General features: G+C 62.2%; 21 protein-coding genes and 1 pseudogene. 6 read left to right on the forward strand and 16 right to left on the reverse strand.

Annotation, left to right across the window (positions count from 1 at the left end):
• Positions 1 to 48: 48 nt before the first annotated feature.
• From AAF358_16285 to AAF358_16335, 11 genes and pseudogenes are all read right to left on the reverse strand, one after another.
• Positions 49 to 528 carry an AAC(3)-I family aminoglycoside N-acetyltransferase gene (locus AAF358_16285; GenBank protein ID MEM7707116.1) on the reverse strand — a complete coding sequence of 160 codons (480 nt, stop codon included), beginning with the start codon at positions 526 to 528 and terminating at the stop codon, positions 49 to 51.
• Between the two features lie 24 nt (positions 529 to 552).
• Complete coding sequence (locus tag AAF358_16290; GenBank protein MEM7707117.1) at positions 553 to 996, reverse strand: hypothetical protein; 444 nt, start codon at positions 994 to 996, stop codon at positions 553 to 555.
• Positions 997 to 1009: 13 nt separating this feature from the next.
• Positions 1010 to 1264 (reverse strand): annotated as a pseudogene (locus AAF358_16295) (DUF6713 family protein).
• A gap of 118 nt (positions 1265 to 1382) precedes the next feature.
• Positions 1383 to 1658: a DUF6713 family protein gene (locus tag AAF358_16300; protein MEM7707118.1), complete on the reverse strand. Its 276-nt coding sequence runs from the start codon at positions 1656 to 1658 to the stop codon at positions 1383 to 1385.
• A gap of 43 nt (positions 1659 to 1701) precedes the next feature.
• Positions 1702 to 2319, reverse strand: a complete 618-nt coding sequence (locus AAF358_16305; GenBank protein ID MEM7707119.1) for a hypothetical protein — start codon at positions 2317 to 2319, stop codon at positions 1702 to 1704.
• 109 nt (positions 2320 to 2428) lie between these two features.
• Positions 2429 to 3430 (reverse strand): aldo/keto reductase, encoded by a 1002-nt coding sequence (locus AAF358_16310; GenBank protein MEM7707120.1) that lies wholly within the window; start codon positions 3428 to 3430, stop codon positions 2429 to 2431.
• A 74-nt stretch (positions 3431 to 3504) separates the two neighbouring features.
• Entirely contained in the window at positions 3505 to 4248 is a 744-nt protein-coding gene (locus AAF358_16315; protein MEM7707121.1) for a 2OG-Fe(II) oxygenase, read from the reverse strand.
• A gap of 97 nt (positions 4249 to 4345) precedes the next feature.
• A complete protein-coding gene (locus AAF358_16320; GenBank protein MEM7707122.1) occupies positions 4346 to 5857 on the reverse strand; it encodes a hypothetical protein in 1512 nt (503 codons plus the stop codon).
• Positions 5854 to 6873, reverse strand: a complete 1020-nt coding sequence (locus AAF358_16325) for a PHB depolymerase family esterase (GenBank protein ID MEM7707123.1) — start codon at positions 6871 to 6873, stop codon at positions 5854 to 5856. Before AAF358_16325 ends, AAF358_16320 begins: the two co-directional genes overlap by 4 nt.
• Positions 6870 to 7727, reverse strand: a complete 858-nt coding sequence (locus AAF358_16330) for an alpha/beta hydrolase (protein MEM7707124.1) — start codon at positions 7725 to 7727, stop codon at positions 6870 to 6872. The genes AAF358_16325 and AAF358_16330 overlap by 4 nt, the downstream gene beginning before the upstream one ends.
• Positions 7728 to 8267: 540 nt before the next feature.
• Positions 8268 to 9818, reverse strand: coding sequence for an AMP-binding protein (locus tag AAF358_16335; protein ID MEM7707125.1), 1551 nt, complete (start codon positions 9816 to 9818; stop codon positions 8268 to 8270).
• 91 nt (positions 9819 to 9909) lie between these two features.
• On the opposite strand from AAF358_16335, the gene AAF358_16340 reads away from it, so the two are divergent.
• The 4 genes from AAF358_16340 (at position 9910) to AAF358_16355 (ending at position 16374) form a co-directional block, all read left to right on the forward strand.
• Positions 9910 to 10557: a TetR/AcrR family transcriptional regulator gene (locus AAF358_16340; GenBank protein ID MEM7707126.1), complete on the forward strand. Its 648-nt coding sequence runs from the start codon at positions 9910 to 9912 to the stop codon at positions 10555 to 10557.
• A 175-nt stretch (positions 10558 to 10732) separates the two neighbouring features.
• Positions 10733 to 13039 (forward strand): TonB-dependent receptor, encoded by a 2307-nt coding sequence (locus AAF358_16345; protein ID MEM7707127.1) that lies wholly within the window; start codon positions 10733 to 10735, stop codon positions 13037 to 13039.
• A 226-nt stretch (positions 13040 to 13265) separates the two neighbouring features.
• The gene (locus AAF358_16350; GenBank protein ID MEM7707128.1) at positions 13266 to 13889 is read left to right on the forward strand and encodes an ECF-type sigma factor; all 624 of its coding nucleotides are present in this window, start codon (positions 13266 to 13268) and stop codon (positions 13887 to 13889) included.
• Positions 13879 to 16374, forward strand: coding sequence for a serine/threonine-protein kinase (locus AAF358_16355; protein ID MEM7707129.1), 2496 nt, complete (start codon positions 13879 to 13881; stop codon positions 16372 to 16374). Before AAF358_16350 ends, AAF358_16355 begins: the two co-directional genes overlap by 11 nt.
• Positions 16375 to 16398: 24 nt before the next feature.
• Here AAF358_16355 and AAF358_16360 read toward each other — a convergent pair whose 3' ends face one another.
• Together AAF358_16360 and AAF358_16365 are read right to left on the reverse strand one after the other, a co-directional pair.
• A complete protein-coding gene (locus AAF358_16360; GenBank protein MEM7707130.1) occupies positions 16399 to 17727 on the reverse strand; it encodes a hypothetical protein in 1329 nt (442 codons plus the stop codon).
• Between the two features lie 110 nt (positions 17728 to 17837).
• Positions 17838 to 18332 (reverse strand): hypothetical protein, encoded by a 495-nt coding sequence (locus tag AAF358_16365; GenBank protein ID MEM7707131.1) that lies wholly within the window; start codon positions 18330 to 18332, stop codon positions 17838 to 17840.
• 88 nt (positions 18333 to 18420) lie between these two features.
• Between AAF358_16365 and AAF358_16370 the strand changes: the two genes are divergently transcribed.
• Both AAF358_16370 and AAF358_16375 read left to right on the forward strand, forming a co-directional pair.
• On the forward strand, positions 18421 to 19413 hold the full coding sequence (locus AAF358_16370; GenBank protein MEM7707132.1) for an SDR family NAD(P)-dependent oxidoreductase: 993 nt from the start codon (positions 18421 to 18423) through the stop codon (positions 19411 to 19413).
• A 147-nt stretch (positions 19414 to 19560) separates the two neighbouring features.
• The gene (locus AAF358_16375; GenBank protein MEM7707133.1) at positions 19561 to 21732 is read left to right on the forward strand and encodes a malate synthase G; all 2172 of its coding nucleotides are present in this window, start codon (positions 19561 to 19563) and stop codon (positions 21730 to 21732) included.
• Between the two features lie 43 nt (positions 21733 to 21775).
• On the opposite strand, the gene AAF358_16380 is transcribed toward AAF358_16375, so the two are convergent.
• The 3 genes from AAF358_16380 to AAF358_16390 all read right to left on the reverse strand — a co-directional run bounded on the left by AAF358_16380 (position 21776) and on the right by AAF358_16390 (position 26347).
• Positions 21776 to 24406: an AAA family ATPase gene (locus AAF358_16380; protein ID MEM7707134.1), complete on the reverse strand. Its 2631-nt coding sequence runs from the start codon at positions 24404 to 24406 to the stop codon at positions 21776 to 21778.
• Complete coding sequence (locus AAF358_16385) at positions 24403 to 25569, reverse strand: exonuclease SbcCD subunit D (GenBank protein ID MEM7707135.1); 1167 nt, start codon at positions 25567 to 25569, stop codon at positions 24403 to 24405. Before AAF358_16385 ends, AAF358_16380 begins: the two co-directional genes overlap by 4 nt.
• A 196-nt stretch (positions 25570 to 25765) precedes the next feature.
• Positions 25766 to 26347 (reverse strand): ECF-type sigma factor, encoded by a 582-nt coding sequence (locus AAF358_16390; protein MEM7707136.1) that lies wholly within the window; start codon positions 26345 to 26347, stop codon positions 25766 to 25768.
• Between the last annotated feature and the right edge of the window lie 49 nt (positions 26348 to 26396).

Here is a 26396-nt window from a genome sequence, read left to right on the forward strand (position 1 = left end):
GCCGCCCGTTCCCTTCAGCACTCAGCCGGGAGGCTTAGGTTTCAACGATCAGGTTTCGAGGGTCAGGACGTCAAAGTGATGGACGTCTTCGCGCTCGCCCAGGCTGCTGTAGAGCGCAATCGCCGGCGCGTCACCCGCATCCGCCTGAACAAAAGCGACCCAGGCGCCGCGCTCGACGGCGAATGGCCTTAGCGCCCCGATGAGTGCCCTGGCAATTCCCCGGCGTCGATGGTTCTTGCGCACGGCCAGATCATAGATATAGATCTCGCTGCGCTGCCGCTCGAATTTTCGCAGCTCGTAAGCCGTGAGTCCGCCGATCACCACATCGTCGGCCAACGCCACCAGAGCGATGAACTCGCGGCTGCTCAGCAGATCCCCAAGATAGGCATCCGACGGTTTTTCGGCCAGATAGGTTTCAGGGTCTTCGAAGGCTTCGCTGAATAGTGAAGCGAGCTCACGCAGCAGCGGCACGTCCTCCGCGCTGAGCCGGTGATACCGGTAACGGCCGGGGTCAGAGTCAGGGGGCATGGCGTGGCCTGTCGCTGTTACCGTCTACGCCGCTCCACCCGCTGACGAGGGAGAGGGGCTGAGCCGGCCGCCGATGAGGGAGCTGAGCCAGGCCATTGGCACATAGGCCACCACCAGGTCGAGCGCAATGAACCAGACGGGGGCGGGAATCATGGTCGCAGCAGCAACGCCGCCGCCGAGAAAAATGGCGCCGACGATCAGCGCCATCGCAGTTCGTCGACCTCGGGCGAACAGGTAGGCAACCAGTGCCCCGACGAGCGTACCCAGCGCATGGGCCAGAAACGGAAACACAAAGTGTCTGGGTTTAAGCAGGTGGGCTGAGGCCTGGAGGCTCTCCGTGCTCGTGACGTCGAAGCCAGGCGGCGGCGCGATCACGATCGGTCCTACGGTGACCAGCCCCATGTTCACAACGCTGCCGACGACCAGACCGGCCAAGACGGCCAGCACGTTTCTAAGAGTGGTGTTCATGCGCCGCAGGATATCACTCCGTCGGCTTCTCCCTGTGGACCACCACCAGGTAAGCGGCGCCGACAAGCGCTGCGCCGTAGATCAGCAGCGAGGAATCCGGGGAAGCAAACTCGTAGCTGGCATGACCGGAGAACAGCGTGTGCAGGCCAGCGTGAATCACCAGAAACGCGGAGGTCCAGTAGCGCGCCCTGGATCGCAACTCAAGGTTCAGGCTGGCAATCAGGCCGATCACCAGCGCGAAGAGGGGAATGTGACCAAGCAGAAAGACTCGTTGGCCTAGTGCCCTGTTTAATGAATTCGTTGCGTTTCAGAACCCCGTTGGGCGCCAAGAACAAGGCGCATCGCGCCAACCATGGCCGTAGCCCTTGGCAAGCGATGCAACGCGGTTATGGTTGCCCAAGGGGGCTCCCTTCGGGCGCGCACCACAAGGCCTGGAGCGGCGTTGCGAGCCTTGGCCAGGGAACCACCCTGGCCGGCGCCTCGCGCCTAACTCCAGGGCCTTGTGGACACGCGCTGAAATACAACGAATTCATTAAACAGGTCACTTTCGGGTCGGTCAGAAAGCTTGTCAGCGGCAGGACCAGCCACTCGTGGTTCAGCATGGCGTCCATTTCATGGGTCAGCAGTAGCGCCAGGCCCAGATAGAACAAAATGTCTTTCACTAAGGTCAGCTCCCCCATGACGCCCGAGGGAAAGCTGACAGGCTCAGAAGTCAGCCTTCCTCTTCAGCTTGAATCGTACCCCAACAGTCTGAACCTCATTGACAATTTTTACGGCTCGCACGTTGCCAAGGTCTCCGGCCTTGTCGGATTTTTTGTGCATCGATTCGGTGACCTGAGGATCGTCAGCGAAAAACACCTTCGGTGCCCACTGTCGACCGAACTCCTCGGACTCGAGCGTAAAGTGAATGTGGCCCGGTTCCCGACCGAGATGATCAGCGGCGGGGCGGATGGATTCGAAGCGAAAAGCCCCAGTGGAATCGGTCTGGGCCCAACCCTGCAGTCGCCAGGTTTTGCTGGCGTTTTTATCCTTGCCGAACTCATAGCCGGCGCTGTCGCGATGGTACGCGTGCACTGCAACTCCGCTGGCGGGGCTGCCGTCGGGGTTGAGTACCAGGCCTTGGATCAGCAGCGGAATACCCGGCTCTTCAGCAGGGGCAATTCGACCACTTGTCGGCAGACGCTGCGGCCGTAGCTTCTGCGCCTCCTGCCAGCTTGCCAGCCATGCGGGATCCACGTCGGCATAGCTCGCCGGCGCGGTGGCCAGCAGTCCCAGGATTATCAGTGCCAGGGTAATCAGCGCCCGCCGCGTTGCGTTTGTCATCAGCCAACCTTCTGCCGGATACGTTGAAATACGTTAGGCGCGGGAATCAGCGTCGGCAAGGTGAGTTTCGACGGGGCGGTTTGCGCATGCGGCAAGCTGTGCCTCAGGCTCAGCCCGACTCAAACTCTTCGGTGTCGATGTCCTGCTGGGTGGCGGCGCCGTAGCGCGCGCCGCTCACGTTTGCCTGGCTGACAATCTCACCGACGCGTCTCAGCGTGTCAGTCGACAGGTTCACCGACCCGGCGCCAAGGTTATCGACCAGATGGTCCTGGCGGGTCGTGCCTGGAATCACGTGAACGTGCTCGCCCTGGGCGAGCGTCCAAGCCAGCGACAGCTGCGCCGGCGTACACCCGGAATCTTCGGCCAGCCCGGTAAACTCCGCGTGCCATGACAGGTTTTTCTCATAATGCGGCGCCTGGAATCGCGGCATATTCCGGCGAATATCTCCGTCGGCCAGCTCGTCCGGTCGAGGACAGCATGCAGTAAGGAACCCTCGACCCACCGGCGAAAAGGCAACAAAAGCCGCGCCGATCTCCCGGCAGGCACTCAGCACGCCGAGCTCCGGGTTCCGGGTCCAGGGAGAGTACTCCGACTGCACCGCCGTCACAGGAAACTCCCCATGCGCTCGAAGTAGCGTCTGTGCGGACACTTCCGACAGGCCCACCGCGCGGATCTTGCCCTGTTCAACGAAGCGGCCGAGCGTGCCCACGCTGTCTTCGATGGGCACTTCCGGATCGAGTCGGTGCAGGTAATACAGATCGATGACGTCGGTCTGCAGCCGGGTCAGCGAAGCGTCAATCTGCCGGCCCAGCGTGGCGGGAGTGCCGTCGATGACCCGACCGCGATCGCCGATGGTCATGCCGCACTTCGAGGCGAGGAACAGCCGGCTGCGCTGAGTCTTGATGGTCTTGCCCACCAACGCTTCGTTGTGCCCGTTGCCGTAGAGGGTCGCGGTGTCGAAATGGATCACGCCCAGCTCGAGCGCACGGTTGAGAAGCGCCTGCCCTTCGTCTTCTGGCAGGGGCGGGCCGTAGGCGTGAGAGAGATTCATGCACCCCAGCCCGATGGAAGGAATTTTCAGGCCGGCGAGGTCACACGGTGGATTTTGCATCGATCGGAGGTCTTAAGCGCCATAGACGCCGGGATCATAGAAGCTGGGCGCTACGGGGTAAACCCGCTTCATGACTAGACGGGCAGTGTCTTCCAGTTTTTCATATGGGCCGTTACACGGGGGGTGTGGGCCAGGCAAGACCAGGACACGATGGCCCACTTGTAGCCCGAAATGATCGGCATCGATTGATGGCTGAAGAGATGGTTTGACGGAAAAAACACCAGATCGCCGGCCTGAGGCTTATAGGTAAAGTTGAGGACATCGAACTGGAGCTCGCCGCCTTCGTAGTCGTCGTTGAGGTAAATGAGCAGGCTGACGTCCCGGTCGCGAATCCGGTACCAGCGCTGCGCATGCTCGTCGAACTGTTCGCCGTCGCAGTGCAGCACGTACTTTCCGCCCGGCGGGTAGCGCAGGATGTAGGGCGGCTCAAAGCGCTGCACTGGCGAACCGTAGCGCGTGCCGACCTGTTCCTTCAGCGCTTCGCGAACCCAGGCCTGCATGACCGACTCACGCTTGCCCATGTTGACCGCCTGCGTCACGCGGCCGGGATCTCTGATCTGGACGTTTTTCTCCGGCGTCGAACGCTCCTTGTCGACCATCATCAGCCACTTGCGCTCCTGCTTTTGGGCGAAACGCAGGAGCTGTTTTCGCTCCGCCGGCGTCACGAAGTTATGGATGACATTGAGCTGGACCGGATAGGGACGATTCTCGGCCGGGTTTCCGCAGCAGTCACCAAACCGTTTGCCACTGCCGCAGTAGCAGATGTCATCGGGCTTTCGGCGCAGACTCGGAACGTAATGTCTGGCGGGCAGGTTCATAGCGGCGGATGGGTCACGACGAGCTGGGGCACGAGCGAGGCAGTATAGTCCGCCACCGCCGCAGGGTCGAAGCCTCGCGCCGCCCCGGCTTCTTATTTCAAACGGATGAAACCTCGGCCGCCGGAGCGGCCCGGGTCCAGCCGGCGAGCGCCCCAAAGATCATCAGCGGCGGCAGTGCCACCAGCGTGGCGATAGCCGCGGTGACGCCCGGATTGGCGAACGATACCGGGCTCTCGGGAAACAGGTTTGCGCCGGCAAAATAGAGGCCGAAGTGAATCGCCAGCGCCACCGCCGACGCAACCCATACCGGTGCGAGCTTGGGTGACGGAAAAATCACGCCCGCCAGGAGGGGCGGCGCGGCGGCAACGGCCAGCCCATATACACCTACCTGACCGAACACACCGAGCAGCTGTGGCGGATTCAGATTGATGATGAACGCCGCGATGGCGACGACAATCAGCACGCCGTGACTGATGCGAAGCGCCAGCTTCATGCGCTGTTCTGACGTCATGCTGCCACCCAGCAGATTGAGCGCGAGGTCGTTGGCGGCGATCGTGGAAAGCCCCACCAGCAGGCCATCAAGGGTCGACATAGCGGCGGCCAGCAGCACCACCGCAATCACCGTAAAAACCCAGTCCGGGAAAACCGTCTTCAGGTATACCGTCATCACTAGATCCTGGCGGAATGCGCCGCTTGTCGGGTCAACCAGCGCCGCTTCCGGAACGACCAGGTGCGCCACAAAGCCGACGGTCACCAGCAGGGCAAAGAGGGTGAAAACACCGCAGAAGATCCACAGGTAGCTGCGGACCGCCGCGTCGTCCTTGACGTAGAGAGCTTTGGTCAGGATGTGGGGCTGGCAAACAAGGACGGCTCCGATAACAAATCCGGCGATGTAGATTGAAAAGACGTCGTTGAACAGCTGCCCGTCCGTCTTGACCGGGGCCACGAGCCCAGGGTCGATGGCGCGCAGCTGCTCGATGATCGGCTCGTTTTGTCCCAGCACGACGTACACAACCGATGCGAGAATCAGGATTGAAACACCGATCATCAGCGTGCCCTGCAGCACGTTGGTTAACACGTGCGCATAGGTGCCGCCGACCAGCACATAGCCGGTGACAAAAATCAGCGTGAGCGCCAGCGCCTGGGTATTGGTCAGGCCCAGTAGGGGCTGCATCACAATCGAGATGCCGCCGACGAGCAGCACGACAAAAGCAAACGAGAGCAGGGCCAGCAAAGAGAAGTAAAGCGCAAAGCTGGTTGAGGCATAGCGCCGCCCGATCCAATCCGGGATGGTCAGCGCGCCCGACTGGGCACCAATTCGACGGAACCGAAACGAAAGGATGGTCAACATCGTGAAAAAGCCGATGCAAAGGCCCGGCACCAGGTGAAACCAGGCGGAGAAGCCGTCTACGTATATGAAGCCCGGATTGATGATGAAGGTCGCTGCCGAGGCGGTGCTCGCGGCCAGCGTCACGCCGACCACGTAAGGATTCATGTCGCCGTTGCCGATGGCAAAGCTACCGAACCCACGCGTCTGCCGAAAGCCGAGCCAGCCAAGCCAAGACGTGGCGATCAGGTAGGCCGCAAACAGCCCCCAGGCGAGGGTCACAGCTCGGATCCGGCGAGCTGGTCCAGCGTGGCCTTGATCGCCGTGATCTGGGGCGCGGACCGCGCGACGTAGTCCTCACCGGTGTACCCCCACCAGTCCCAGCAGCCGAGCGGATTCATCGGAACCAGGGAGGATGCCTTCACCTGCGGGTAGACGACGATGAGGTCCAGCGCGTCAGCCCACCGGTTGTAGCCGGTGAGCTGAATATAGGTGTCGCCGATAACCTCGGACGATTGCTGGCAGCCGTGGAGCGAAACGTGAATGCCGCAGCGGTCCCCGGCGGCGCACTGCGGTGGCACGTAGATGCTCGCTTCATCGAGCAGGCTTGCGGCCTCAGCGCCGGGAACCGACACCGGCACAAACTGGCCGCTTGGGTCCGCGGCAGCGACCGCGTCCGGACTGTCATAAAGCACCTTCAGCATCTCTCCCGCCACGTCGTAGCCGCAGGCGTTGATGTAGGGAGAAACAAACTCGCTGCAGTCAGCGCCCTGGTCGACGGTGGGAAAACCGTGCGCCGCAGGTACCGTGTCCAGCTGTACGGCAAGGCCGGTAGCTCGTTCGAGCGCGCCATAAAAGACTCCCCCAGCGTCGACTACATCGCTGGCAACGGCAGTGTCCGCGCCGCCCGAAAACAGCCACACCTGATCGCCATCGAGGTGGATCAGGGAGTCGATCGCGCCCGACTCCGCCAACTGTTTGGCGCTCGTCACCGCGGCATCCAGCCCAAAATCGCCGCCCTTGGTGCAGAGCGACAGAGCGCGGGAAACGTCGCCACGTGCGCACCACCAGGGGCCCGCAGCGACAACGCCTGCGCCCTGGAACACCCGCGAGTGCGCCAGGTGAAGCTGGGTGGCCATATAGCCGCCAGACGACAGTCCCGATACGGTGATGCGCGATACATCGATGGTTAGGCGGCTGAGTGCGTTTGCCTCGCCGTCGGTCGGTTCAGCTGCCTTTTCGCCGCCGCAGGCAACCAGCAGCAGAAAGATTGCTGCGGAAATCAGTAGTCTTATCATGGCACCTGCCTCAGAAATTGGTCGAGCGCCGCTAGACTCTCGGGCTCATCCAGGAGGGGCACGTGTCCCCGGTTAGGAATTTCAGTGACCGCCAGGTCGGATTTGACCCGCTGCATCTTCGCCACCGTCGCCGGCGCAAGGAGGTCGGTCAACGCGCCGCGCAGCAGCAGGGTGGGGACAGGCTTGAGCGCGGCAAACAGTTCCCATACGTCGCCGAGGTCGAGCGGCGCTTCACGGATGGCGCGGCCGATCGCCGGGTCCATATCCGCTACCGGAATACCGTCAGCGTTTTCCCGATAGGCGCGGCGCGCCAGCCGGCGCCACATGGCGTCGTCCAGATCGCGCCAGGCGTCTCCATATACTGCGCGTGCCTGGTCCGTGGCTTCTTCCCAGGTGGTAACGGGTTTCGTTTTGCCCGTGTATTCCATAATGCGGGCCAGGCCTTCCGGAGCAATCTCCGGGCCGATGTCGTTCATCACCACGCCGGCAAGGCGTCCCGGATAGTCACGCGCGATGATCATCGCCACCAGGCCACCGAGCGACGTGCCGATAATCAGCGCCCGATCGATGCCGTTGTCATCGAGGATTTTGATGGTGTCCGCGGCGTAGGTGGGGGGTTGGTAGTGGGTGAAGTCCGGGTCGTGATCCGAATGGCCCCGACCCCGGAAGTCCAGCGACAGCACCCGCCGTTTGTCGGCAATGCTGGGCGCCAAGTCCTCAAAATCGCGGCTGTTGCGGGTCAGGCCATGCAGACAGACAACCGGCGTCTGATCCTCGGGCCCAGGGTAATCTCGATAAAAAAGCTCCAGCCCGTCGCTGCTGCGGGCGTAGCGCAGGTTGTGGGTTTTCGTCACTATTTTTGCCACCTAGTGTCCTGTCACGTTAATTGGTTGAGTTTCAGCGCGTGTCCACAAGGCCCTGGGGTCAGTGGTCCGTGCGGTGTGGCTGTCGCTTCAGCGAGCGTGTCAGGCGTCAGGCCAAGGCGATTCGTCGCGGTCATAGCCCTCGCTATGGCCGCGGCGGATCAACACCGGCATGGCGCCTGACGCGCTCGCCCTGCGGGTCCACCGCTGGGCCCGTCTGGCCGCGTTGCAAGCCTTGCCAAGGGCTCCGGCCATTGGCTGCGGCTCGCGCCTTGCCAGACGGGCCCAGCGATGGACTGAAGCGACAGCCACACCGCACGGACCACTAAGCGCGAGCCGCCGGCCAGGGTGGTTCCCTGGCCAAGGCTCGCAACGCCGCTCTTTGCCTTGTGGGACGCGCCCTTCTTCATTTCTTGGGGGAGCCCCCTTGGGCACCAATAACCGCGTTGCATCGCTTGCCAAGGGCTACGGCCATTGCCGGCGCGATGCGCCTTGTTCTTGGCGCCCAACGGGGCTCTGAAATGCAACCAATTAACGTGACAGGACACTACCGTAAGCCTTGCGGAGTTCTCGCTTCAGCACTTTTCCGTTCGGATTGCGGGGGAGTTCCTCGATCTGCGTGACGCCTGCGACGCGCTGCTGTTTGCCAACCCGTTGGTTGACCCACTCGCGGACCGCGGCGTTGTCGACAGGTTCCGGCGCCACGACAAGTGCGAGCGGCGTTTCGCCCCAGGTGTCGCTGGGAACCCCGATGACGGCTGCTTCTGTAATGGCGGGATGTTCCGCCAGCACCGCTTCAATGTCTGCCGGATAGATGTTTTGCCCACCGGACAGAATCATATCCTTCTTGCGATCGACGAGGTACAGGTAACCCTCTTCGTCGAGTTTCCCGATGTCTCCGGTGCGCAGCCATCGCTCGCCAGATTCATCCACGTAGGTCGCCTCTTCGTTCGCATCGGGGCGGTTGTGGTAACCCGCCATCTGGAGAGGCCCGCGTCCTACAATCTCGCCGCTTTCGCCGACCGGGCAAGGCTGATCGTTGTCATCGAGAATGATGATCTGCTGGCCGGGGCAGGGCAGACCGACGGAGCGTGTCTTGCGATCCATATCTTCGGGGGAAAGGATCGTTACAAGCCCTTCGGTCAGGCCGTATAGCTCCATAAACGCTTTACCAAACCCCGCGATGATTCGGTTCTTGCTGGCCTCCGGCAGTGGCGACCCGCAGCACATGAGGCTCTGCAGCGTACTGAGGCGGGCGTCATCAAATTCCGGATGGTCGAGCATGCGCTGCAGCTGAACCGGCACCACGGTGGAGTGAGTGATTTGCTGCTCGCCGACGAGCCTCAGGTAAGCACCCGCGTCGAAGGCCGGCATGACGATCAGCGTGCCCCCGGCCAGAATCGTCGACAGCAAAGCGACCCAGCTGATGTTGGAGTAAAGCCCCAGCGACATCAGCGTCCTGGCGCCAGAGTGGTAGCGCAGCCCGACGGCCATGTCGTACGCCCACGCTGCCCGGCAGCGGTGCGAATGCACGATGCCCTTCGGCAGCCCGGTGGTGCCTGAGCTGTAGATGATGTTGCAGGGTGACTCAGGGTCGACGTCGACGACCGGAGCCACGGCGCTGGCGTTGTCCCGCCAGGACTCAAAATGTTCCCAGCCCTCGGCCGGCTCGCCGGCGCAGAGAAAACAGCGCACCGTGGTAAGTGATTCGCGTGACTTGTCGATTCGCGGCCGATGGTCTGCGGTGACGATGACTGCCGCGGACTCGCTATCGCCGAGCATGATGGCGACCGCGGCGTCCGTGATCGATGTGTTGAGCGGAACCGCGACGCAGCCCGCGCGCACCGCGCCAAACATGGCTTCGGTCATGGCCTGGCCGTTGGTCATGAGGATGCCGACCCGCTGACCCGGCTCGATACCGCTAGCCCGAAGACCGTTCGCCACCCGTGCCGTAGCGGCGTCAAATTCGTGCCAGGTAAAGGTCTTGTCGCCGACGATCAGCGCCGGCTTGTCCGCGCGGTAACGACCGTTGTTGCTGATCATCTGTGGAAGCAGCAGTGGCGTGGGGCTAAACCAGGACATAGGTCGACGATCCTTGCCGGAAAAAATTCAACGAGCGCTGAAGATTAATTCTACGTTCGTTGAATTACAAGTTTGCGGGTATAGTAAAGCGATGTCGCCTAAAGCCCAGCAAACCCGTCAGAGGATCCTGGACGCCGCCGAGCAGCTGTTCGCCCGCGAGGGGTTTTCAGGCGTCACCGTGCGCCAGATTATGAAAAAAGCCGAGGCTGACGTGGCCCTGGCGTACTACCATTTTGACTCGAAGCGGGATCTCTTTGATGCGGTGCTCCTGCGCCGGGCGGAGAAGCTAAACGCGCTACGCGAGAAGGCGCTGGATGAGGTGGAAAGCCGGCACCAGGACGATGCACCCAGCGTCGAGGAGATCATTAGCGCGTTTACCACCCCGCTGCTTCAGCTGCTGGCCGAAGACCACGAGAAGTGGCGCCACTATTTTGCGCTCATCGCGCAGGTGAACAGCTCCACCGAGTGGGGTGGTGAGTTGATGACGCGCTATTTCGATCCGCTCGTGAAGCGCTTTATCGCGGCTCTGCGGCGGGCGCTACCCCACTGTACCGATCAAGATCTCTATTGGAGCTATCACTTCCTCTCCGGAGCGCTCACGCTCTCATTTGCCGAAACCGGACGCATCGACAATCTTTCCGGTGGGGTCTGCCAGTCCTCCGACATGGCCAGCGTCAGCGATCGCATGCCCAAGTTTATTGCCGCGGGCTTCGAGGCGCTCTGCGTACCCAAGTCCTAGCCAATTCGATCTAAATTGCCTTACTGGCGGGCCCATTAACGGGCGACAAGCAATCCGACCAAAGTCGTAGGTATTTCCCGCAGCTTGCTTTTTCAACCAACGTTGAAATAGTATTCATTCAGCGTTCGTTGAAAACTGGCCTAAATCTGCGCCCGCAGCGCATTGAGGAACTACCATGTCTACCCAATCCGTATTGACACTTTCGTCCCTGGCCGTGGCTGTCGCCGTCGGTCTTTCCGCTGCCCCGACGGCCAGCGCGCAATCCACCACCGAAAACACTGGTGTGATCGAAGAAGTTACCGTCACCGCCCGACGGCGCGCGGAAACGTTGCAGGACGTGCCCATCGCGGTCACCGCGTATTCGGGCGATCAGCTGGAGATGATCGGGGCGCTGGACATCACCGCCATCGGACAGACCACGCCCAATCTAACGCTGGAAGTGTCCCGCGGAACCAACACCACGCTCACCGCCTTTATTCGGGGTGTGGGCCAGCAGGACCCCGTGCCAGGCTTTGAAGCGGGGGTCGGCATCTATATCGACGACGTGTACCTCAACCGGCCGCAGGCGGCCGTGCTCGATATTTTTGACGTCGAACGGATCGAGGTGCTTCGCGGTCCGCAGGGCACCCTCTATGGCCGAAACACCATTGGCGGCGCGATCAAATACGTCACCCGTCGGCTGGACGACGATCCCAGCTCCCGCATCCGCGGAACCCTGGGCAACTTCGGCCAGGTGGACGTTGTGTTCAGCGGTTCCACCCCGCTCTCAGACACCTTCCGCGTGGGCGGCGCGATCGCCAGCCTCAACCGCGACGGCTTCGGCGACAATGTGAATAACGGCTTGGACAACTACAGCAAAGACATCCTGGCCGGCCGTCTCAGCGCGGAGTGGGACCTCACCGACACGTTTTTCCTGCGCCTGGCCGCTGACTACATCCAGGATGACTCCGATCCCCGCCAGGGCCATCGCCTGACCCCCGGTAACCTGACCGGCGCACCGGTGCTCGGTGACGTGTTCGACACGCGCTCGGGACTCAACAACCCCATCCAGGAAGTTGAGGCTCGCGGTATCTCGCTGACAGCCGAGTGGGAGATCAACGAGAACTGGACGCTGAAAAACATTCTGGCCTACCGCGACGATGAAACACAGTCGCCCATCGACTTTGACAGCCTGCCGTCCGATGATCTCGACGTGCCGGTGATCTATGAGAATGACCAGCTTTCGGAAGAACTGCAGCTTCTTTACAGCGGCGATCGCTGGAACGGCGTCATCGGGGCCTACCTGCTCGACGCCAACGCGTTTACCGCCTTCGACGTAATCCTGGGCAACACCGGTGCGGCGATCGGCCTGCCGGGCTTGAACGCCTTCACGCTGGGTGACGTTGACACGGACACCTGGTCGCTGTTCGCCGACTTCACGTTCGACATCAACGACGAGTGGAGCGTTGCCTTCGGCGGACGCTACACCAGCGACGAGCGGACCTCCCGCGTCCTGCGCGAGACGCTGATCGGCGGCACGTCCTCGTTCTTCGGCGGCAGCGCGATACCGATCGCGACGACGTCGGATTTCCAGGGCAGCGAGGAGTTCAACGAGTTTGTGCCGCGGGTATCCGTTGCCTGGCAGCCGAACGACGATAACAACTTCTACCTGTCTTACAGCGAAGGCTTCAAGGGCGGCAGCTTTGACCCCCGCGGACAGACCTCCGCGGCGCCCGACCTCGACGGTGACGGCGACATCGACGAGCAGGACATCTTTGAGTTCATGCAGTTTGAGCCAGAGTTTGTGGAAACCGTCGAGTTGGGCTGGAAAACCAGCGCACTGGACGGCCGCCTGAAGTCGGCGATCGCGGTGTTTTTCTCGGACTACACCGACGTGCAGATCCCTGGATCGGTAGGCGTTGACACCACCGGCGACGGCGTCACCGACTCCTTTATCGGTATTACCTCCAACGCCGCTGACGCGGACATCAGGGGGATCGAGTGGGAAGCCCAGGCATACCTCGGCGAAAGTCTGCTCACCGGTGGCGACAGCCTGTCGGCTGCCTGGACCGTCGGCTACATCGACGCGGAATTCAACGAGTTTGTTGACGCGTTCGGGGTGGACGTCGCTGACGAGCGGGTGTTCCAGAACACGCCCGACCTCACCGGCAGCTTCACGCTGAACTATGCGATGCCGCTGGATTTGTTCGGAAAATCCGGGCAGCTGAGCGTGATCAACACCTTCTCGCACCGCGATGAGGCGAGCCAGTTTGAGGTGCCCAACGAGTTCCTCGATCAGGACACCTTCACGCTCTGGGACCTGAGCCTGGTGTGGGAAGACGACGGCGGCCAGTGGCGCGCCGGACTGCACGGAAAGAACCTGTTTGACGAAGAGTATAAAGTGGCCGGCTACTTCTTCCCCACGCTGGGACTGGAAGGCAGCATCACGGCTTTCTACGGTAACCCGCTGACCGTTTCTGGCACCGTGGAATACCGCTTCTAAGGATTGCTCTCGCGGATCCCACACAGGGATTTGCGACAAACTAAGCGTTTTGTGGTCGGAGAAGGATCTCCATTCAGGCCCGACGGCGTAGCACGCCGCTCGGGCTTGACCTTTTTCTGGGGCTGACGTTTTGGTGGAGAGCGCGGTCCCAACGTCCTAAATTTGGGGGCAGAGTGCGCCGCTGATGCTGGTACACTTGCCTCGTGATGTCGGCGTCCCGCTTTCCATGACTGAAGCCCCAGGCAGTCCGATCGCCGGCGCTGAACCGGCGCAGCAGGTCAACGTGCTGCTCGCCGATCTAAACCGCCTCCAGCTTGAAACCACCGGCAGCCCCGAGCAGGCCAGCGCGCTGCTGTATGAGGACCTTAAGCGGATGGCCCGCCGGATCAGCAGCGAATTCAGCGCCAGCGAAACCCTGCGAACCACCGCGTTGCTGCACGAGGCTTATGCCCGGCTGGCGGGCGGCCATCGAAAAGATCTGCCGGACAAGCGATCGATGATGGCGCTCATGGCAACCGTCATGCGCAGGGTCGCCGTCGATCATATCCGGGCTACCACCGCAGCGAAGCGCGGCGGCAACATGCAGCGCGTCACGCTGGCCGAAGCGGCTGCCCGAAGCGCTGCCGGCGACCCCGACGAGCTGATCCTGGGTGTCGACGACTCGCTCGCGCAGCTGCAGAAATTTGCTCCCGACCTTGCCCGCCTGGTGGAGCTGCTGTTTTTTGTGGGGCTGAGCCAGGCGGAGGTGGCTGAGCTCGAGGGAAGCTCGGAACGCTCCGTCAGACGCAACTGGCGCAAGGCCCGCGCCTGGCTCTATCGGTTGATGTCGGAGGACGACGGTGATCGCTGACCGGGCACTGGTGAACGAACACTTCGAGCGGCTGCTTGAGATGCAGGACGCGCAGGCGGAGGCCGAGCTCGACCGGATGGCCCAAACCGATCCAGGCCTCCACGCCGAGCTGAGCGCCCTGCTGGAAGCTGACCGGAAAGCTGAACAGTTGCTCGGTCTCGTTACCGCCGTCCCCGCGTCGCTGGAGCTGATGACCGGGTCGACGTTTGGTCCGTATGAGCTTCAGGAGCTGCTCGGTTCGGGCGGCGGCGGCAGGGTTTACCGGGCCCGGCGCAGCGACGGTCGTTTTGAGCACACGGTCGCCATCAAATTCCTGGCTCTCGCGGCCTCCGAAGACGCTCGGCGTCGCTTCCGCGGTGAGATGCAGATTCTCGCTCGGCTGGATCACCCCAATATCGTTTCGCTGCTCGACGGTGGGGATACGTCGGACGGTGTCTACTACCTCGTCATGCAGTGGGTGGACGGCCGCAGTCTGACGGAGGCCGCGCAGGGCCTGAAGCTTGCGGAGCGGCTCGGTTTGCTGCTGCAGCTTTGCGGCGCCGTGGAGTATGCCCACCGACGCCTGATTGTTCACCGGGATCTCAAGCCCAGCAACGTGCTGGTGGACAGCGAAGGCCAGATTAAGCTGCTGGACTTTGGCATCAGCAAAGACCTCGATGCCGGCAATACGCAAACGCAGGCGGTGATGACCCCTCGCTACGCGGCCCCAGAGCAGATTCTGGGTGAGCCCGTCACCACGGCAACGGATGTTTTTGCCTTAGGGATGCTGCTGTTTGAACTCCTGACCGATTCGCTGCCACCGATTCCTGCCGCTGAGTCGCTGGGTGAACTGGTGGACTACGCCCGGCACTTCACGTGTCCGCCGCCAAGCCGGATGACCGATCGGACGATCGCTGCGGACCTCGACGCGATTGTGCTCAAGTGCCTGGAGCGAGATCCGGATCGGCGTTATGCGACCGTCGCCGAGCTGGCGAATGACCTTCAGCGTTTCCTGGAAGGCAGGCCGATCAGCGCACGGGTTCTCAATCCGCTGCAGCGGGCCGGCCGCTGGGCTCGCCGCAACCGAGGGCTGGTCGCGATGCTGCTCGGGGCCGTGCTGCTGGGTAGCGCAGCGGTGACGCTGCATCTCCGGCAGCTGGCACAGGAGCGCGACCAGGCGGAAGCCGCGCTGGCCTTTGTGATCGGTCTGTTCGGTAAGCTCAACCCGTTTGACAGCGGCGACGAAGAGGCGCTGGAGATCCCGGTGGCTGACGTCTACCGCCTTGGCCTGGAGGAGCTTGAGTCGGCGGTTATGCTCTCGCCCGGCTCCAAGAGCGACCTGGCGATGGCATTTGGTGCCGGGTTGGTCGACGCAGGCAAATACCCCCGGGCGCTGGAGGCCGTGCAGTCCGCCAAGGCTCTGCTGGCCCAGTCGCCGAGGGCCGAGCAAAGCGTCCGACGGGCCCGAGTGCTGATGCTGGAGGCTCGCGCGCAGTCGTTTATGGGTAACGACGAAGAGGCTGTCGCTGCGCTGGCGGCAGCGGCGGAGGAACCGGTCATCCAGGCTGGTGACAACATGCAGGCGGGGCGCTACTGGTACCAGCTTGGCAACGAGACTTACTGGGGGGGAGATCTTGAGGCCTCAAGGTCACACCTGCGAAAGGCCGTCTCGGTGATGCAGGCGCATGCTGTTACCGATGTTGAAAAGCTGCTCCTGTACCAGGCGATGAGTGACCTCGCCTGGGGCCTGACCGAAATCGGCGATACGGAGCCGGCGCTCGACTACATCACCCAGGCCGTGGAGGGCGCAGAGGCACTGGGCGTCTCGGAGGTTCGTCTCGCGCTTTTCTATGCCAAACGCGCGAGCATTCGCGAACGGTCGCTGCATGTCGGCGCCGGGGATGAGGACCATCTGCGCGCCAAGGCGCTGGTTGAGAATGTGCTGGGGCCAGCTCACCGCGAAACGCTGGCGATCACAGGAAATTATGCGCTCAGCCTGATTCGGCAGCATCGCTATGCTGACTCGGTGCCCATCTTCCGGTCGCTGATCGAAATCACGGAATCGATCGAAAACTATGATCAGATCGAGCTAGCGGCGCGCTATCAAAACCTCGCCGCGGCCCACAAGGGGCTGGGCGACTATGAAGATGCCGAGGCTTCTGCCAGGCGGGCCCACGCGCTCTATCGCGAGGCCCTGGGACCGGATCATTACCGCAACGCCTTCCCCTTAATGACCTTTGCGGAGCTGGCGCTGCTGCGCGATGAGCCAGAAGGCGCCTTTGAACCTGCCGACGCAGCGGTCGGTTTGCTGCACGTCCTGCCGCCAGACCATAACCTGGTGCTCACCGCCTCAGCGTTCCGGCTGGCGGCTAGTACTGACGAGTGTCGGCCAGCGTCCGGCATGAGCAAGGACCAGCTGGAGCAGGTGGTCGAGTTTCTCGGGGAAGCCAGGCGGTCAACGCCGCTGGTGGAAGCGCTACTCACCTGGCCTAACTGCACCCGCTGATCCGCTTCGGCTGATCCCCCAGTATCAGTCCTCAAAGCTGTCGGCGAACAGCCCGTCGTCAAACAGGTAGAAGAACGCTGCGCCGACACGGGTCAGCCTATCCATGCCTGGATTATTGGGATCCGGTAGCAACAGTTCGGCGATACGATCCCCAACGATTCCGTGGAGCCGCGTACCCTCTCGGGTGAAGGCGACCGATGTGCCGAACTGCCGTACGGTCTGAGGCGGAGGAAAGTCAGGCGCCGAATTTCGGTCAATCTCTGCCCACTGACCCTGCGTGCTGCGCCGGAAGAGAAACCCGGCAGCTTCGTCGGCGCTCCACAGTAGATCACCCTCGATGGCCAGGTCCGCGGCAAAACCGTTGAGAAATTCAGGCGTGCTCGGGACCAGTTCGTCCATCAGGTCGTAGCCGGTGAGGCTCGGTTCGAAGATATAGATAGAACCGTCGTTGGTTGCCAGCGGGGTGAGATCACCGGCACCGTTAGGCGAGCCAACTGCCAGCGTCGTGGCACTCAAACCCAGTGACACCCCGAAACGGCCGTTGTCGACCGGCGCGTCTGACCGCAGCGTGTCGAATAGCGTAAAGTCTGACGTCGCGGTGTTCCGCTGGTAAACCCAAACCTGCCCGGGGCTCCCGAGCCCGGCAAAGCTGTAGGTGGGCGAGCCGACAGCCAGCAAATTGCCCAGCACCTTTACGCTGCCGCCAAAGCCGGCTATTCGTTCCTGGTCCGCTGCGGGAATGGTGATCAGCTGACTCAGCTGCCAATCGTTGCCAACGAGGCCGTACACCAGCACCGATCCCACCTGATTGGTGTCCGCGGTGAACGGTCCATAGTCGGTCAGCGGTGCACCGACGATCAACGTATCCCCGTCCAGTGCCACGGTCAGGCTGGCATCCCGCTCGCGGAACTGGGTGTTATCGTCTTCTACGACGCGGCTGTGGAACCCCCAGTTTTCTGGTCCACCCTGATCACGCCGATACAAAGCAACGCCGGTGTTCTGGATCGAGACAGCGATCCACTCGCCGTCGATCGCAACATCCCAGCCGACTCGCCGCGGCGTGTCCGGCTCCGGCGGCGTTTCGAGGCGCTTCTCAAAAACCCAGCCGTTGTCGAATCGGTAGAGGTAGACCGCTCCGAGCGTCCCATCGGGAATGGTTGTGTCGGTTCCGGAAACCACGGCCCAGATCCCGTCAGCAGCCATGTGGGTGCCGAAGGTCTGGCCTGTCGCGTCGGGATCGATATCGCTGCGGAAGCTGGATAGGATCAGATCAAGGTCCTGTGCCCGTCCGACTCCGGCCAACAGCAGCAGAATCGGCGCCAACGCGGCGATCTTGAATGTTGGAATACGCATGAAAAACTCCCTTTTCCCTCCAAATCGCAAAACGTTCGGGAAAGCGGCCAACTTTTTCTAAGCAGGTCTATCAACAGGGAGCATTCGTGGGTTGGCACCCGTTGCCCTTGTCAGGGCGTGGAGGGTTGTTCGCTGCAAAGGGCCTGGAAGTGCATGAGGTTCGGGGACACAAGACGCCAATGCAGCGACAGGCCCATGGCCACGCAGACCGCCAGCATCACGCCGCTCAGGTGAGGGAGAAACCTGGCGACTCGGGCGCGAGCTGGGACACTGGCGAGCCGCACGGGTCGCACCGTCCGGAACACCAGCGCGCCCGGTGGCGGCAGCTGTCCCGAACTCACTACCCGCGCCCAGTAACGCGACGCGAACACGCCGAACAGCAGCACGCAGACACCGGCGCCGGCGGTCACCGTCAGCAGCAGGGCGCTGAGCCCATTGGTGCCCAGCCACCGATCGCAGGCGGCGCGCGGCACGTAGTTTTCTACCAAGGGGATCAGCCACTGGTGGCCCAGGACGGCGACCAGGCTGAGCACCACAACCAGCGAAATGCCAAGCAGCGGTCGACCGACGATCAGCTCAGGTGGATCTGTCTCGGGATTCGTCATCCTGTATCCGACGATAGCAAACTGCGGTTCATTTCCCTTACCGCAACGCGCTGATCCCGCTAAGGTGTGCGCTCCAAGGGAGATAACAATGAAACAACAACAGTCTCAATCTCAATGCTTTTGGGTGGCCTTGCTCTCGGTCATCGCAGCCCTGGCATCCGGCGCCGCTGCAGCGGATGGCCATGAAAAGGAAAATGCTGTCCAGCGAGCCATTCTGGTGACCGGAGCAAGCTCCGGAATCGGCAGAAATATCGCGGAAACGCTGGCCGCTCAGGGGCATTTTGTTTACGCCGGAGCCCGCAAGCAGGCTGATCTGGAGTCCCTCAACGCGCTGAACAACGTGCAGGGAATCCGGCTCGACGTGAACAAGCCCGAAGAGATCACTGCGGCTGTCGAGACAATCGCCGCGGCCGGCCGTGGGCTTTACGGTGTGGTTAACAACGCCGGGGTTGCGGTGGTCGGACCGCTGGTGGAGCTGAGCGAGGCGGACATGCAGTTCCAGATGGACGTCAACCTGTTTGGACCCTATCGGGTGACAAAAGCCTTTGCGCCGATGTTGATTGAGAGCCAGGGCAGAGTGACGACCATCGGATCAATTTCCGGCGTACTCTCCTCGCCGTTCTTGGGGGCGTACAGCATGAGCAAGCACGCGGTGGAATCGTTCACCGACACGCTCGCGGCAGAGATGAACAAGTTCGGGGTGGCGGTTAGTGTCGTTGAACCGGGAAACTACGACTCAAAAATCGGCGAATCCCTTGCGCGGCGGATCAAGCGTTCGGGCGTCGACTACACGGATTCTCGCTTTTCAAACGAGATGCAGCAGGTCATCGACCGACTGTCCAGCAACCGATCCCAGTACAAAAAACCCGATGAAGTCTCGGCAGCGGTTGTGGATTTTCTGTTCAGCGCGAGCCCTAAGCGCCGCTACATGGTGGTGCCAAACGCGCGGGAGGCGGAGATCACCATTCGCCAGATCATGAGGGAGATGCTCCAGCTGAATCAGGACCATCCCTACAGTCTGACCCGCGACCAGCTCATTGCGATGATGGATGGGGTGCTGAACGAGGCGGCGGGTGACTGAAACGGCGGATGCCACGGGTGAAAAGGCCCGTGGCAGCCGGTAAAATGGCGAGGACCACCTGGTGAGGCATCGTCAGCGCAAGCGTCGGCGCTGGCAACGCCACCCGGTGTGTCCACTTTGCACGCAAATGAAGGCCATTAGACCTGCATGAATCTAACAATCGACGCGCGTTTTCGGCAGTTTGTCGAAACGGAACTGCTTGCCGATCTGCCCCTGTCCGCCGCTGAGTTCTGGTCGGGTTTGGATCGAATTATCCACGAGCTGACGCCGGTCAACCGGCAGCTGCTGGAGAAACGTCAGGAGCTGCAGCAGCAGCTGGACGACTACAATCGCGAACATCCCGCAAAAAGCTGGAACGCCGACGCGTACCGACAGTTTCTGGTTTCCATTGGCTATCTGGAACCGGCTCCGGCGCCCTTTGAGATCGACACCCAGGGTGTGGACGACGAGATTGCCAAGGTGGCCGGCCCGCAGCTGGTGGTCCCGGTCGACAACCCACGGTTTGCGCTGAACGCTGCCAACGCGCGCTGGGGCAGCCTCTATGACGCGCTTTACGGCACCAACGTAATTCCCGAAGACGACGGCTGCGAGCGAGCCGGGGGCTACAACCCGCGGCGCGGTGCTCGTGTGATCCAACGCGCAGCCGAGTTTCTTGATCAGGCGGTGCCGCTGGAAGACGCAAGCTACGCGGACGTGACCGCCTATCGCATCGATCAAGGCAACAGCCCTGCCATCCTGACGGCCATGCTGGCCAGCGGTAGCTCTACCGGCCTCAAGAACCCCGAGGCGTTTGTGGGCCACCGGGAGCAGGGAGCGCAGCGCGGAATCCTGCTCAGGAACAACGGACTCCATATCGAGATTGTGATCGACCCCGATCACCCGATCGGCAAGGATGCTTCGGCAAACGTCGCTGACGTTGTGCTCGAGGCGGCGCTGACCAGCATCGCTGACTGTGAGGATTCGGTTGCGGCGGTTGATGCGGAGGACAAGATTGCGGTCTACCGCTGCTGGCTTGGGCTGATGCGGGGCACGCTCAGCGCAACGTTTGCCAAAGGCGGCAAAGACATGACCCGAACGCTGGCCGCCGATCGGGAGTTTGTGGCGCCGGACGGCCAGACGCTGACCTTGCCGGGACGTAGCCTGCTCCTCGTGCGCAACGTCGGCCACCTGATGACTACCGATGCGGTGTTTGACGCTGAGGGCAACGAGGTCTTCGAGGGGCTGCTCGATGCGGTAGTGACAGCAACCTGCGCTCTTCATGACTTGAAGCAGCTGGGGACACGCGGCAACAGCCGCACTGGCAGTGTCTATATCGTCAAACCCAAGATGCACGGCTCGGCCGAGGCAGCGTTTGCCGACAATCTGTTTGCTGCCGTCGAGGATATGCTGGGACTCGAGCGCTACACGCTGAAAATCGGCGTGATGGACGAAGAGCGGCGCACCACAATCAACCTCGCGCAATGTATCGCCGCGGTTCGGCATCGACTGGTCTTCATCAACACCGGTTTTCTTGATCGCACCGGCGACGAGATCCACACCTCCATGGTCGCCGGGCCGATGCTGCGCAAAGACGCCATCAAGGCTCAACCCTGGATCGGCGCGTACGAAGACCAGAATGTCGACCTCGGCATCGCCTGCGGGCTTCCCGGAAAAGCGCAGATCGGCAAGGGCATGTGGGCCAAGCCGGACGAGATGCGCGAAATGGTAGACAGCAAACAGGATCATCCACTCTCCGGCGCCAGCTGCGCCTGGGTGCCATCGCCAACGGCGGCAACGCTCCACGCGCTGCACTACCACCAGGTGGACGTCCAGGGTCGGCAGACCGAGCTGGGAAATCGCGAGCAGGCGAGCCTTGAGCATATCCTGACGCCACCGTTCGGGGATCCTGAAACGCTCAGCGCTGAGGATATCCAGCGTGAGCTGGATAACAATGCCCAAGGTATTCTCGGCTACGTGGTGCGCTGGATCGACCAAGGTGTTGGTTGCTCAAAGGTGCCTGACATCAACCACGTGGGTTTGATGGAAGACCGAGCGACGCTGCGCATCTCCAGTCAGCACATCGCCAACTGGCTGACCCACGGAGTTTGTTCCGTGGATCAGGTCAAAGAGACGTTCCGTCGCATGGCAAAGGTGGTCGATGAGCAGAACGCCAACGACCCGCAGTACACGCCGATGGCGCCGGGCTGCGACGGCGTCGCGTTCGAGGCTGCGCTCAACCTGGTGCTGGCCGGGACGGCTCAGCCCAGCGGCTACACTGAACCGTTGCTGCACATGTATCGTCGACAAAAGAAGGCTGAGCTGGCCAAAGCGTTGAGCTAGCGGACGGTTCGGCTCGGCGGCGGACTAGCGCCCGCCGCATGAGTCATTCGCCAAGCTTGATTAGTCCGGCACCGCCGATGTTCTGAAATCGCCCGGGCGTACAGGTGAGCACAATGACCTGGCAGCTGCGTCCAGCGGCGGCAAACGCGGCGCCCATGGAATTTAGCCGCTGCGGATCGGCAAAGCCCAGCGCGTCGTCGAATATGACCGGCACCCCGCCGGCGCTGGAGACGATCTGGGCCGCGGCGAGCCGGGTTAGGAGGCTGAGCTGCTCCTGCGCACCAACGCTCAGCGACTCAACCGGTAGGCGTTTTCCATTCAGCTCACGGTGGGTAATCGTCCAGTCATCGCCGAGCTCAACGCCAAAGGAGTTGCCGAACACAATTTGACCCAGCTTGCGCACCGCGTTGCTCATCGGCTCGAGGTAAGCCTGGCGCGCGTGCTCGCGGCAGTCGCTGAGCGTTGTCCACAGCAGCTTTGCCGCTTCCGCTCGACGGGAGAGCGCCTGGGTCTGCCGCTCGCGGAACTCATAGTCGCGCTGCGCGTTTTCCAGTGTCTCGAACCGCCCGTCAGCGCGAGCGTTTTCCAGCCGATCGTTGTAGACGGCTAACGTCTGCCGCTGCTCATCAAGCTGCCGCAGGACCTGTTCATGGACCTTCACCGCGTTTTCCAGGAGCGCCTGCGCCGCTTCGGGCGAATGCTGGTCGAGCTCCTGCGAGAGTGTTTGAACCGCGGCCTGCTGCTGGGCCAGGTCGACGCTTGCCGCCCTGGCGCGATGGTTTAGCGAGGCGTTGCTCTCACCGGCACATAGGCGCTTGAGATCTTCACGTTTGCTCTTGAGCAGAGACTGCTGGACGGCGGCATTCCGCTCCTGGTCGCGAATGGTTTCCCGCTGTGCGTTCACGGCCGCCAGCGCTCCGTCCAGCTCTGCTCTTAGTTGTTCCAGCTGGTCCGAGGTCGAGTCATAAGCCTGTCGACTCTCGGCCAGGATTCGCTCTGCCTCACCCATATTCTCCGGAGCTGTAAGGTCTGGGTGACGGTTCTTGGTGGCTGTAGCCAGCGCCACCGTAAGGCCGGCAATCTTCTGGCGCAGCTCGGCCGTGCTCAGGTCGCCAAGCAGTCGCTTTTCTACAGTCTTGAGATCCTCCAGCTTGCGCTCGAGATCCGTCTTTCGAAGTAGTTGGGTTTCCGCGTCAGCGATTGAGGCTACGCCACATGCTTGGAGCTGTGCGCGAAACTGCTCGTTCGCCTCGCCCGCACGAGCCCTGAGGTCGTCGGCGGAAGCCGGCGGAATCAGCTCAAGGTCTGCGATACCCGGAAGACTGATTGCAGTCTTCGCGTCGATTGGCTGGCGGTGTACCTGACCGGGAATAAGCTGTAGTTCCGTATGGTCAATCGCCAGCTTGAGATCCCGGTTGGCGGCAACCTCAAAAATCGTCACCGCTGCAGCAAGCTGGGTCCGTGCAAGCTCCAGATCTCGGTCCGCCGTTCGCAGGTTTGTCAGGGAATCCTGCGTTACGCGAAGCGCGCCGATCTGCTCGGCAACCTCGGGCTGGCCCGCCTGCGCGTCCTGCACCTGCGCCAGCTGCTGTTCAAGCTTGGCCAGCTGTGCAGCGTCATTTTGGTTTTGCAGCTCCGCTTCGGCTGCCCGCAAAAGCTCGCGCCGCCGCGTGTTTTCGTTCTGGCTTGCCGCGATCTGAGCCTTGAGTTCAGCCGCCTTTTTTTCGAGCAGATCGAGCGCCGACTGCCCCGGTTCACCCGCCTGGCGCAGTTCATCGCGAGCCTTCTCGGCCAGCGTGATCTCGTCGGCGAGCCGCTCCCGTTCGGCCAGCTCTCCGGTGATCTGCACATTCGTTTGTGCCGCAGCGTCAAGCAAACGCTGCTGCGCAACAAGCGCCTGCCGCTGGGCTTCCAGCGCCCGTTGCTTCTGCTCCTGTTCCTCTCGCTGCGCTGTGAGCTCGGGGAGCTGAGCCTGAAGCCGGTCGAGCTCTTGTTGGCAGCGTTCCTGGCGTTCAACGTCCTGCGCGATGGCGGCCATGGCCTGCGTCGCATCGTCCAGCGTCTGCTTCGCGACTTTGAGCTTTTCTCGTTCGTCGAGAAACTTGGGTCGGCCGGTCTTCAGCGTGAAATAGCGCTCATACTCGGCCTGGCAAGCCGCAAAAAGATCGGGGTTTTCGTCACCGTGTCCTGCGGTGCCGGCGGCCTCGTCGAGCGCTTTGAGCAGGCTGCCCGAGCCTCTGAGCTCCGCCGCGGCCAGGCTTTCACCCTGGTTAACCAGCAGAGCCTGCCACAAGGTCATGTCGACGGTTTCCGACAGCAACGTATTTACCTGGTCGTGTGCCTCCCGTCCGGTCATTTGACTGACTTCCGGGGCTATGATCCTCAGCGTTGTCGACGGCGTTTTGTTAAAGGTCTTGCCGTAGACAAAACGATTTTGCCCGGCACTGATTTCGGCCGACACCTCGCTGCCGGCGTCGACATCTACAGGCTTGACCGCCTGAATGGCCTTTTTTTTGGATGAGTCCAGTTCATTGAACAGCAGCAGCAGCGCCTCAACAATCGACGATTTACCGATCTCATTCGGGCCTTCGATGACGGTCACGCCGTCGCCGAATACAAGGTCAGCCGCCTGAACGCCGCGCCAGTTTCGCAGCGTCAGCTGATGGATCTTCATGACCCGCCACCGCTGCCGCTGAGGCGGTAGAGAAGCCGCAGCGCGTCCTGGGCGACCCCAGCCTGGTTCTGATCACTGGCCTCGCTGAGCGCAACAAGCTGCTGCCAAGCAGTCTGGGCGTAGCCAGTCAGGGCGACGCTGTCCCGGTCAAGCTGATCGGGCACCACCGCCAGGTTAGACGTGCGCTGCCGCTGCCGAAGGCTGGCGAACAGCGTCGACTGCTGCTCCAGCAGCGCGTCGAGATCTGCACGGACCCGTAGACTCACCGAGCCGGTAAAGCCGGTTTTGACGACGGTGCGCTCCTTGTCCGGCAGCGATACCAGCCATTGCTGAAACGCCGCCAGGTCGTTTGGACCGTTGATCACGTGATCGCTGGCAATAAAGCGCCAGTCGCCAACTTCCAGCGCTTCGACCTGACACTCGCCGACGTTGCTCAGCTCCACCAGCAGCGCGTGGTTTGGCCGCTCCTCGTCAAATGCGGTTGCCACCGGCGCACCGCTGTAGTGAATGCGGCCGGTACGGCCCACCTCGGTCAGGGAGTGGCGGTCACCCAGCGCAAGGTAGCGAAAGCGATCATCCGCGATGGCCTGCTCGGCGGCCTCCAGCCGAATGATCTCCGGTCGGTCGGGGTCAGGCGAGAGCGTATCGACCTGCCCGTGGCAGACCGCGATGCGCGTCACGCCCGTCGAGGGCGGCAACGACGCCGCCAACTGGGCACATAGATCGGTGGACGGCCGTTTGTTGCGCCACGGTGCACCGACAACCTCCACACCCGCCGCACCAGGAACAGGCACGGGTGCCTCGTCACGCAGCACGATGATGTGCGGGGAGGCGTTTAGCATCGGCGCGCTCGAAAAGATGGAGGAGCCGTCCAACGGGTCATGGTTGCCCGGCAGCAGCAACACGGGTACCGGCAAGGCCTCCAAGGCATCCACGGTGCGCAGCAGCGTTTGTCGGCTGAGCTGGTTGGACTCAAAGACGTCGCCGGCAACCACAATAAACTGTGCCTGCCGCTCCGAGGCGAGACGGCCCAACGTGCCGATAGCATCGATACGCGCTTGGCTAAAGCGAGCCGCCGCCTCGTCACTCAGGAAAGTACGGGTCATACCAAGCTGCCAGTCGGAGCTGTGGATAAAGCGGGCGGGGGGCTGCGCCTGGGTCATCGTTTCATCGATCCGGCGATGCCGCCGCGCTGAATGAGCATGGGGTGAAGGTTACTGACACGTTTAAATTGTACCGCCATCAATTCTCAAGACTTAAGAAAGGTGTGTCAGAAACGGGACCGCATCTTCGTCAGCACGACGCTGCGGGCGGAGCATTTGACCACCAGCCTGCGGCGGCCGTGCAGCTGAGCTTTCGCTAATGCGGCGGCGCCATGTCTTCGTACAGCCACGCTCTGGCGGCGCGCCAAAGGCGCGATACGCTCCGGTCGGACGATTGCATCGCCTCGGCCGTTTCGGCCAGGCTTAAGCCCGCAAAGAAGTGCAATTTGACGACTGTTGCCATGCGCTCATCGGCGGCTTCAAGTCGGGTCAGAGACTCATCGAGCGCCAGAATCTCCCGCGGCTGATCCGTTGGTATAGCGCCCATGTCGGTCAGCGGCTGGCGCTGCCACTCGCCGCCATGTTTGACCGCTTTTTTGCGCCGGGCGATCTCAATCAGGATGCGTCGCATGGCTTGGGCGGCAGCGGCGAAAAAATGCGCTCGGTTGGCGAAGCCCGCATCGCTGTCTTTGACCAGCCTCAGGTAGACCTCGTGCACCAGGGCGGTGGGCGTCAGGGTCTGGCCGGGTTTTTCGTTGCTCATCCGCGCGCGCGCCAGATCGCGAAGCTCCTGATAGACCAAAGGCAGAAGCTGCTCGGCGGCGGCCCGATCACCCGACTCCACGGCCAGCAGCAGTCGCGTGACTTCTTCGGGCGTCGATTTGGGCTCAGAGGACATGGCGCGGGCAGTGACGAAGAATCGTTTAATGTACCCTGAGTGCAGAACA

Source organism: Pseudomonadota bacterium (genome assembly GCA_039033415.1).
Lineage (GTDB): Bacteria > Pseudomonadota > Gammaproteobacteria > Xanthomonadales > SZUA-38 > JANQOZ01.

What these genes read in the sequence shown, in the direction of transcription:
- AAF358_16285 (MEM7707116.1), bottom strand. Translation starts at nt 528, where the DNA reads ATGCCCCCTGACTCTGACCCCGGCCGTTACCGGTATCACCGGCTCAGC.
- AAF358_16290 (MEM7707117.1), bottom strand. Translation starts at nt 996, where the DNA reads ATGAACACCACTCTTAGAAACGTGCTGGCCGTCTTGGCCGGTCTGGTC.
- AAF358_16305 (MEM7707119.1), bottom strand. Translation starts at nt 2,319, where the DNA reads ATGACAAACGCAACGCGGCGGGCGCTGATTACCCTGGCACTGATAATC.
- AAF358_16310 (MEM7707120.1), bottom strand. Translation starts at nt 3,430, where the DNA reads ATGCAAAATCCACCGTGTGACCTCGCCGGCCTGAAAATTCCTTCCATC.
- AAF358_16315 (MEM7707121.1), bottom strand. Translation starts at nt 4,248, where the DNA reads ATGAACCTGCCCGCCAGACATTACGTTCCGAGTCTGCGCCGAAAGCCC.
- AAF358_16325 (MEM7707123.1), bottom strand. Translation starts at nt 6,873, where the DNA reads ATGATAAGACTACTGATTTCCGCAGCAATCTTTCTGCTGCTGGTTGCC.
- AAF358_16335 (MEM7707125.1), bottom strand. Translation starts at nt 9,818, where the DNA reads ATGTCCTGGTTTAGCCCCACGCCACTGCTGCTTCCACAGATGATCAGC.
- AAF358_16340 (MEM7707126.1), top strand. Translation starts at nt 9,910, where the DNA reads ATGTCGCCTAAAGCCCAGCAAACCCGTCAGAGGATCCTGGACGCCGCC.
- AAF358_16345 (MEM7707127.1), top strand. Translation starts at nt 10,733, where the DNA reads ATGTCTACCCAATCCGTATTGACACTTTCGTCCCTGGCCGTGGCTGTC.
- AAF358_16350 (MEM7707128.1), top strand. Translation starts at nt 13,266, where the DNA reads ATGACTGAAGCCCCAGGCAGTCCGATCGCCGGCGCTGAACCGGCGCAG.
- AAF358_16360 (MEM7707130.1), bottom strand. Translation starts at nt 17,727, where the DNA reads ATGCGTATTCCAACATTCAAGATCGCCGCGTTGGCGCCGATTCTGCTG.
- AAF358_16365 (MEM7707131.1), bottom strand. Translation starts at nt 18,332, where the DNA reads ATGACGAATCCCGAGACAGATCCACCTGAGCTGATCGTCGGTCGACCG.
- AAF358_16370 (MEM7707132.1), top strand. Translation starts at nt 18,421, where the DNA reads ATGAAACAACAACAGTCTCAATCTCAATGCTTTTGGGTGGCCTTGCTC.
- AAF358_16375 (MEM7707133.1), top strand. Translation starts at nt 19,561, where the DNA reads ATGAATCTAACAATCGACGCGCGTTTTCGGCAGTTTGTCGAAACGGAA.
- AAF358_16380 (MEM7707134.1), bottom strand. Translation starts at nt 24,406, where the DNA reads ATGAAGATCCATCAGCTGACGCTGCGAAACTGGCGCGGCGTTCAGGCG.
- AAF358_16385 (MEM7707135.1), bottom strand. Translation starts at nt 25,569, where the DNA reads ATGACCCAGGCGCAGCCCCCCGCCCGCTTTATCCACAGCTCCGACTGG.
- AAF358_16390 (MEM7707136.1), bottom strand. Translation starts at nt 26,347, where the DNA reads ATGTCCTCTGAGCCCAAATCGACGCCCGAAGAAGTCACGCGACTGCTG.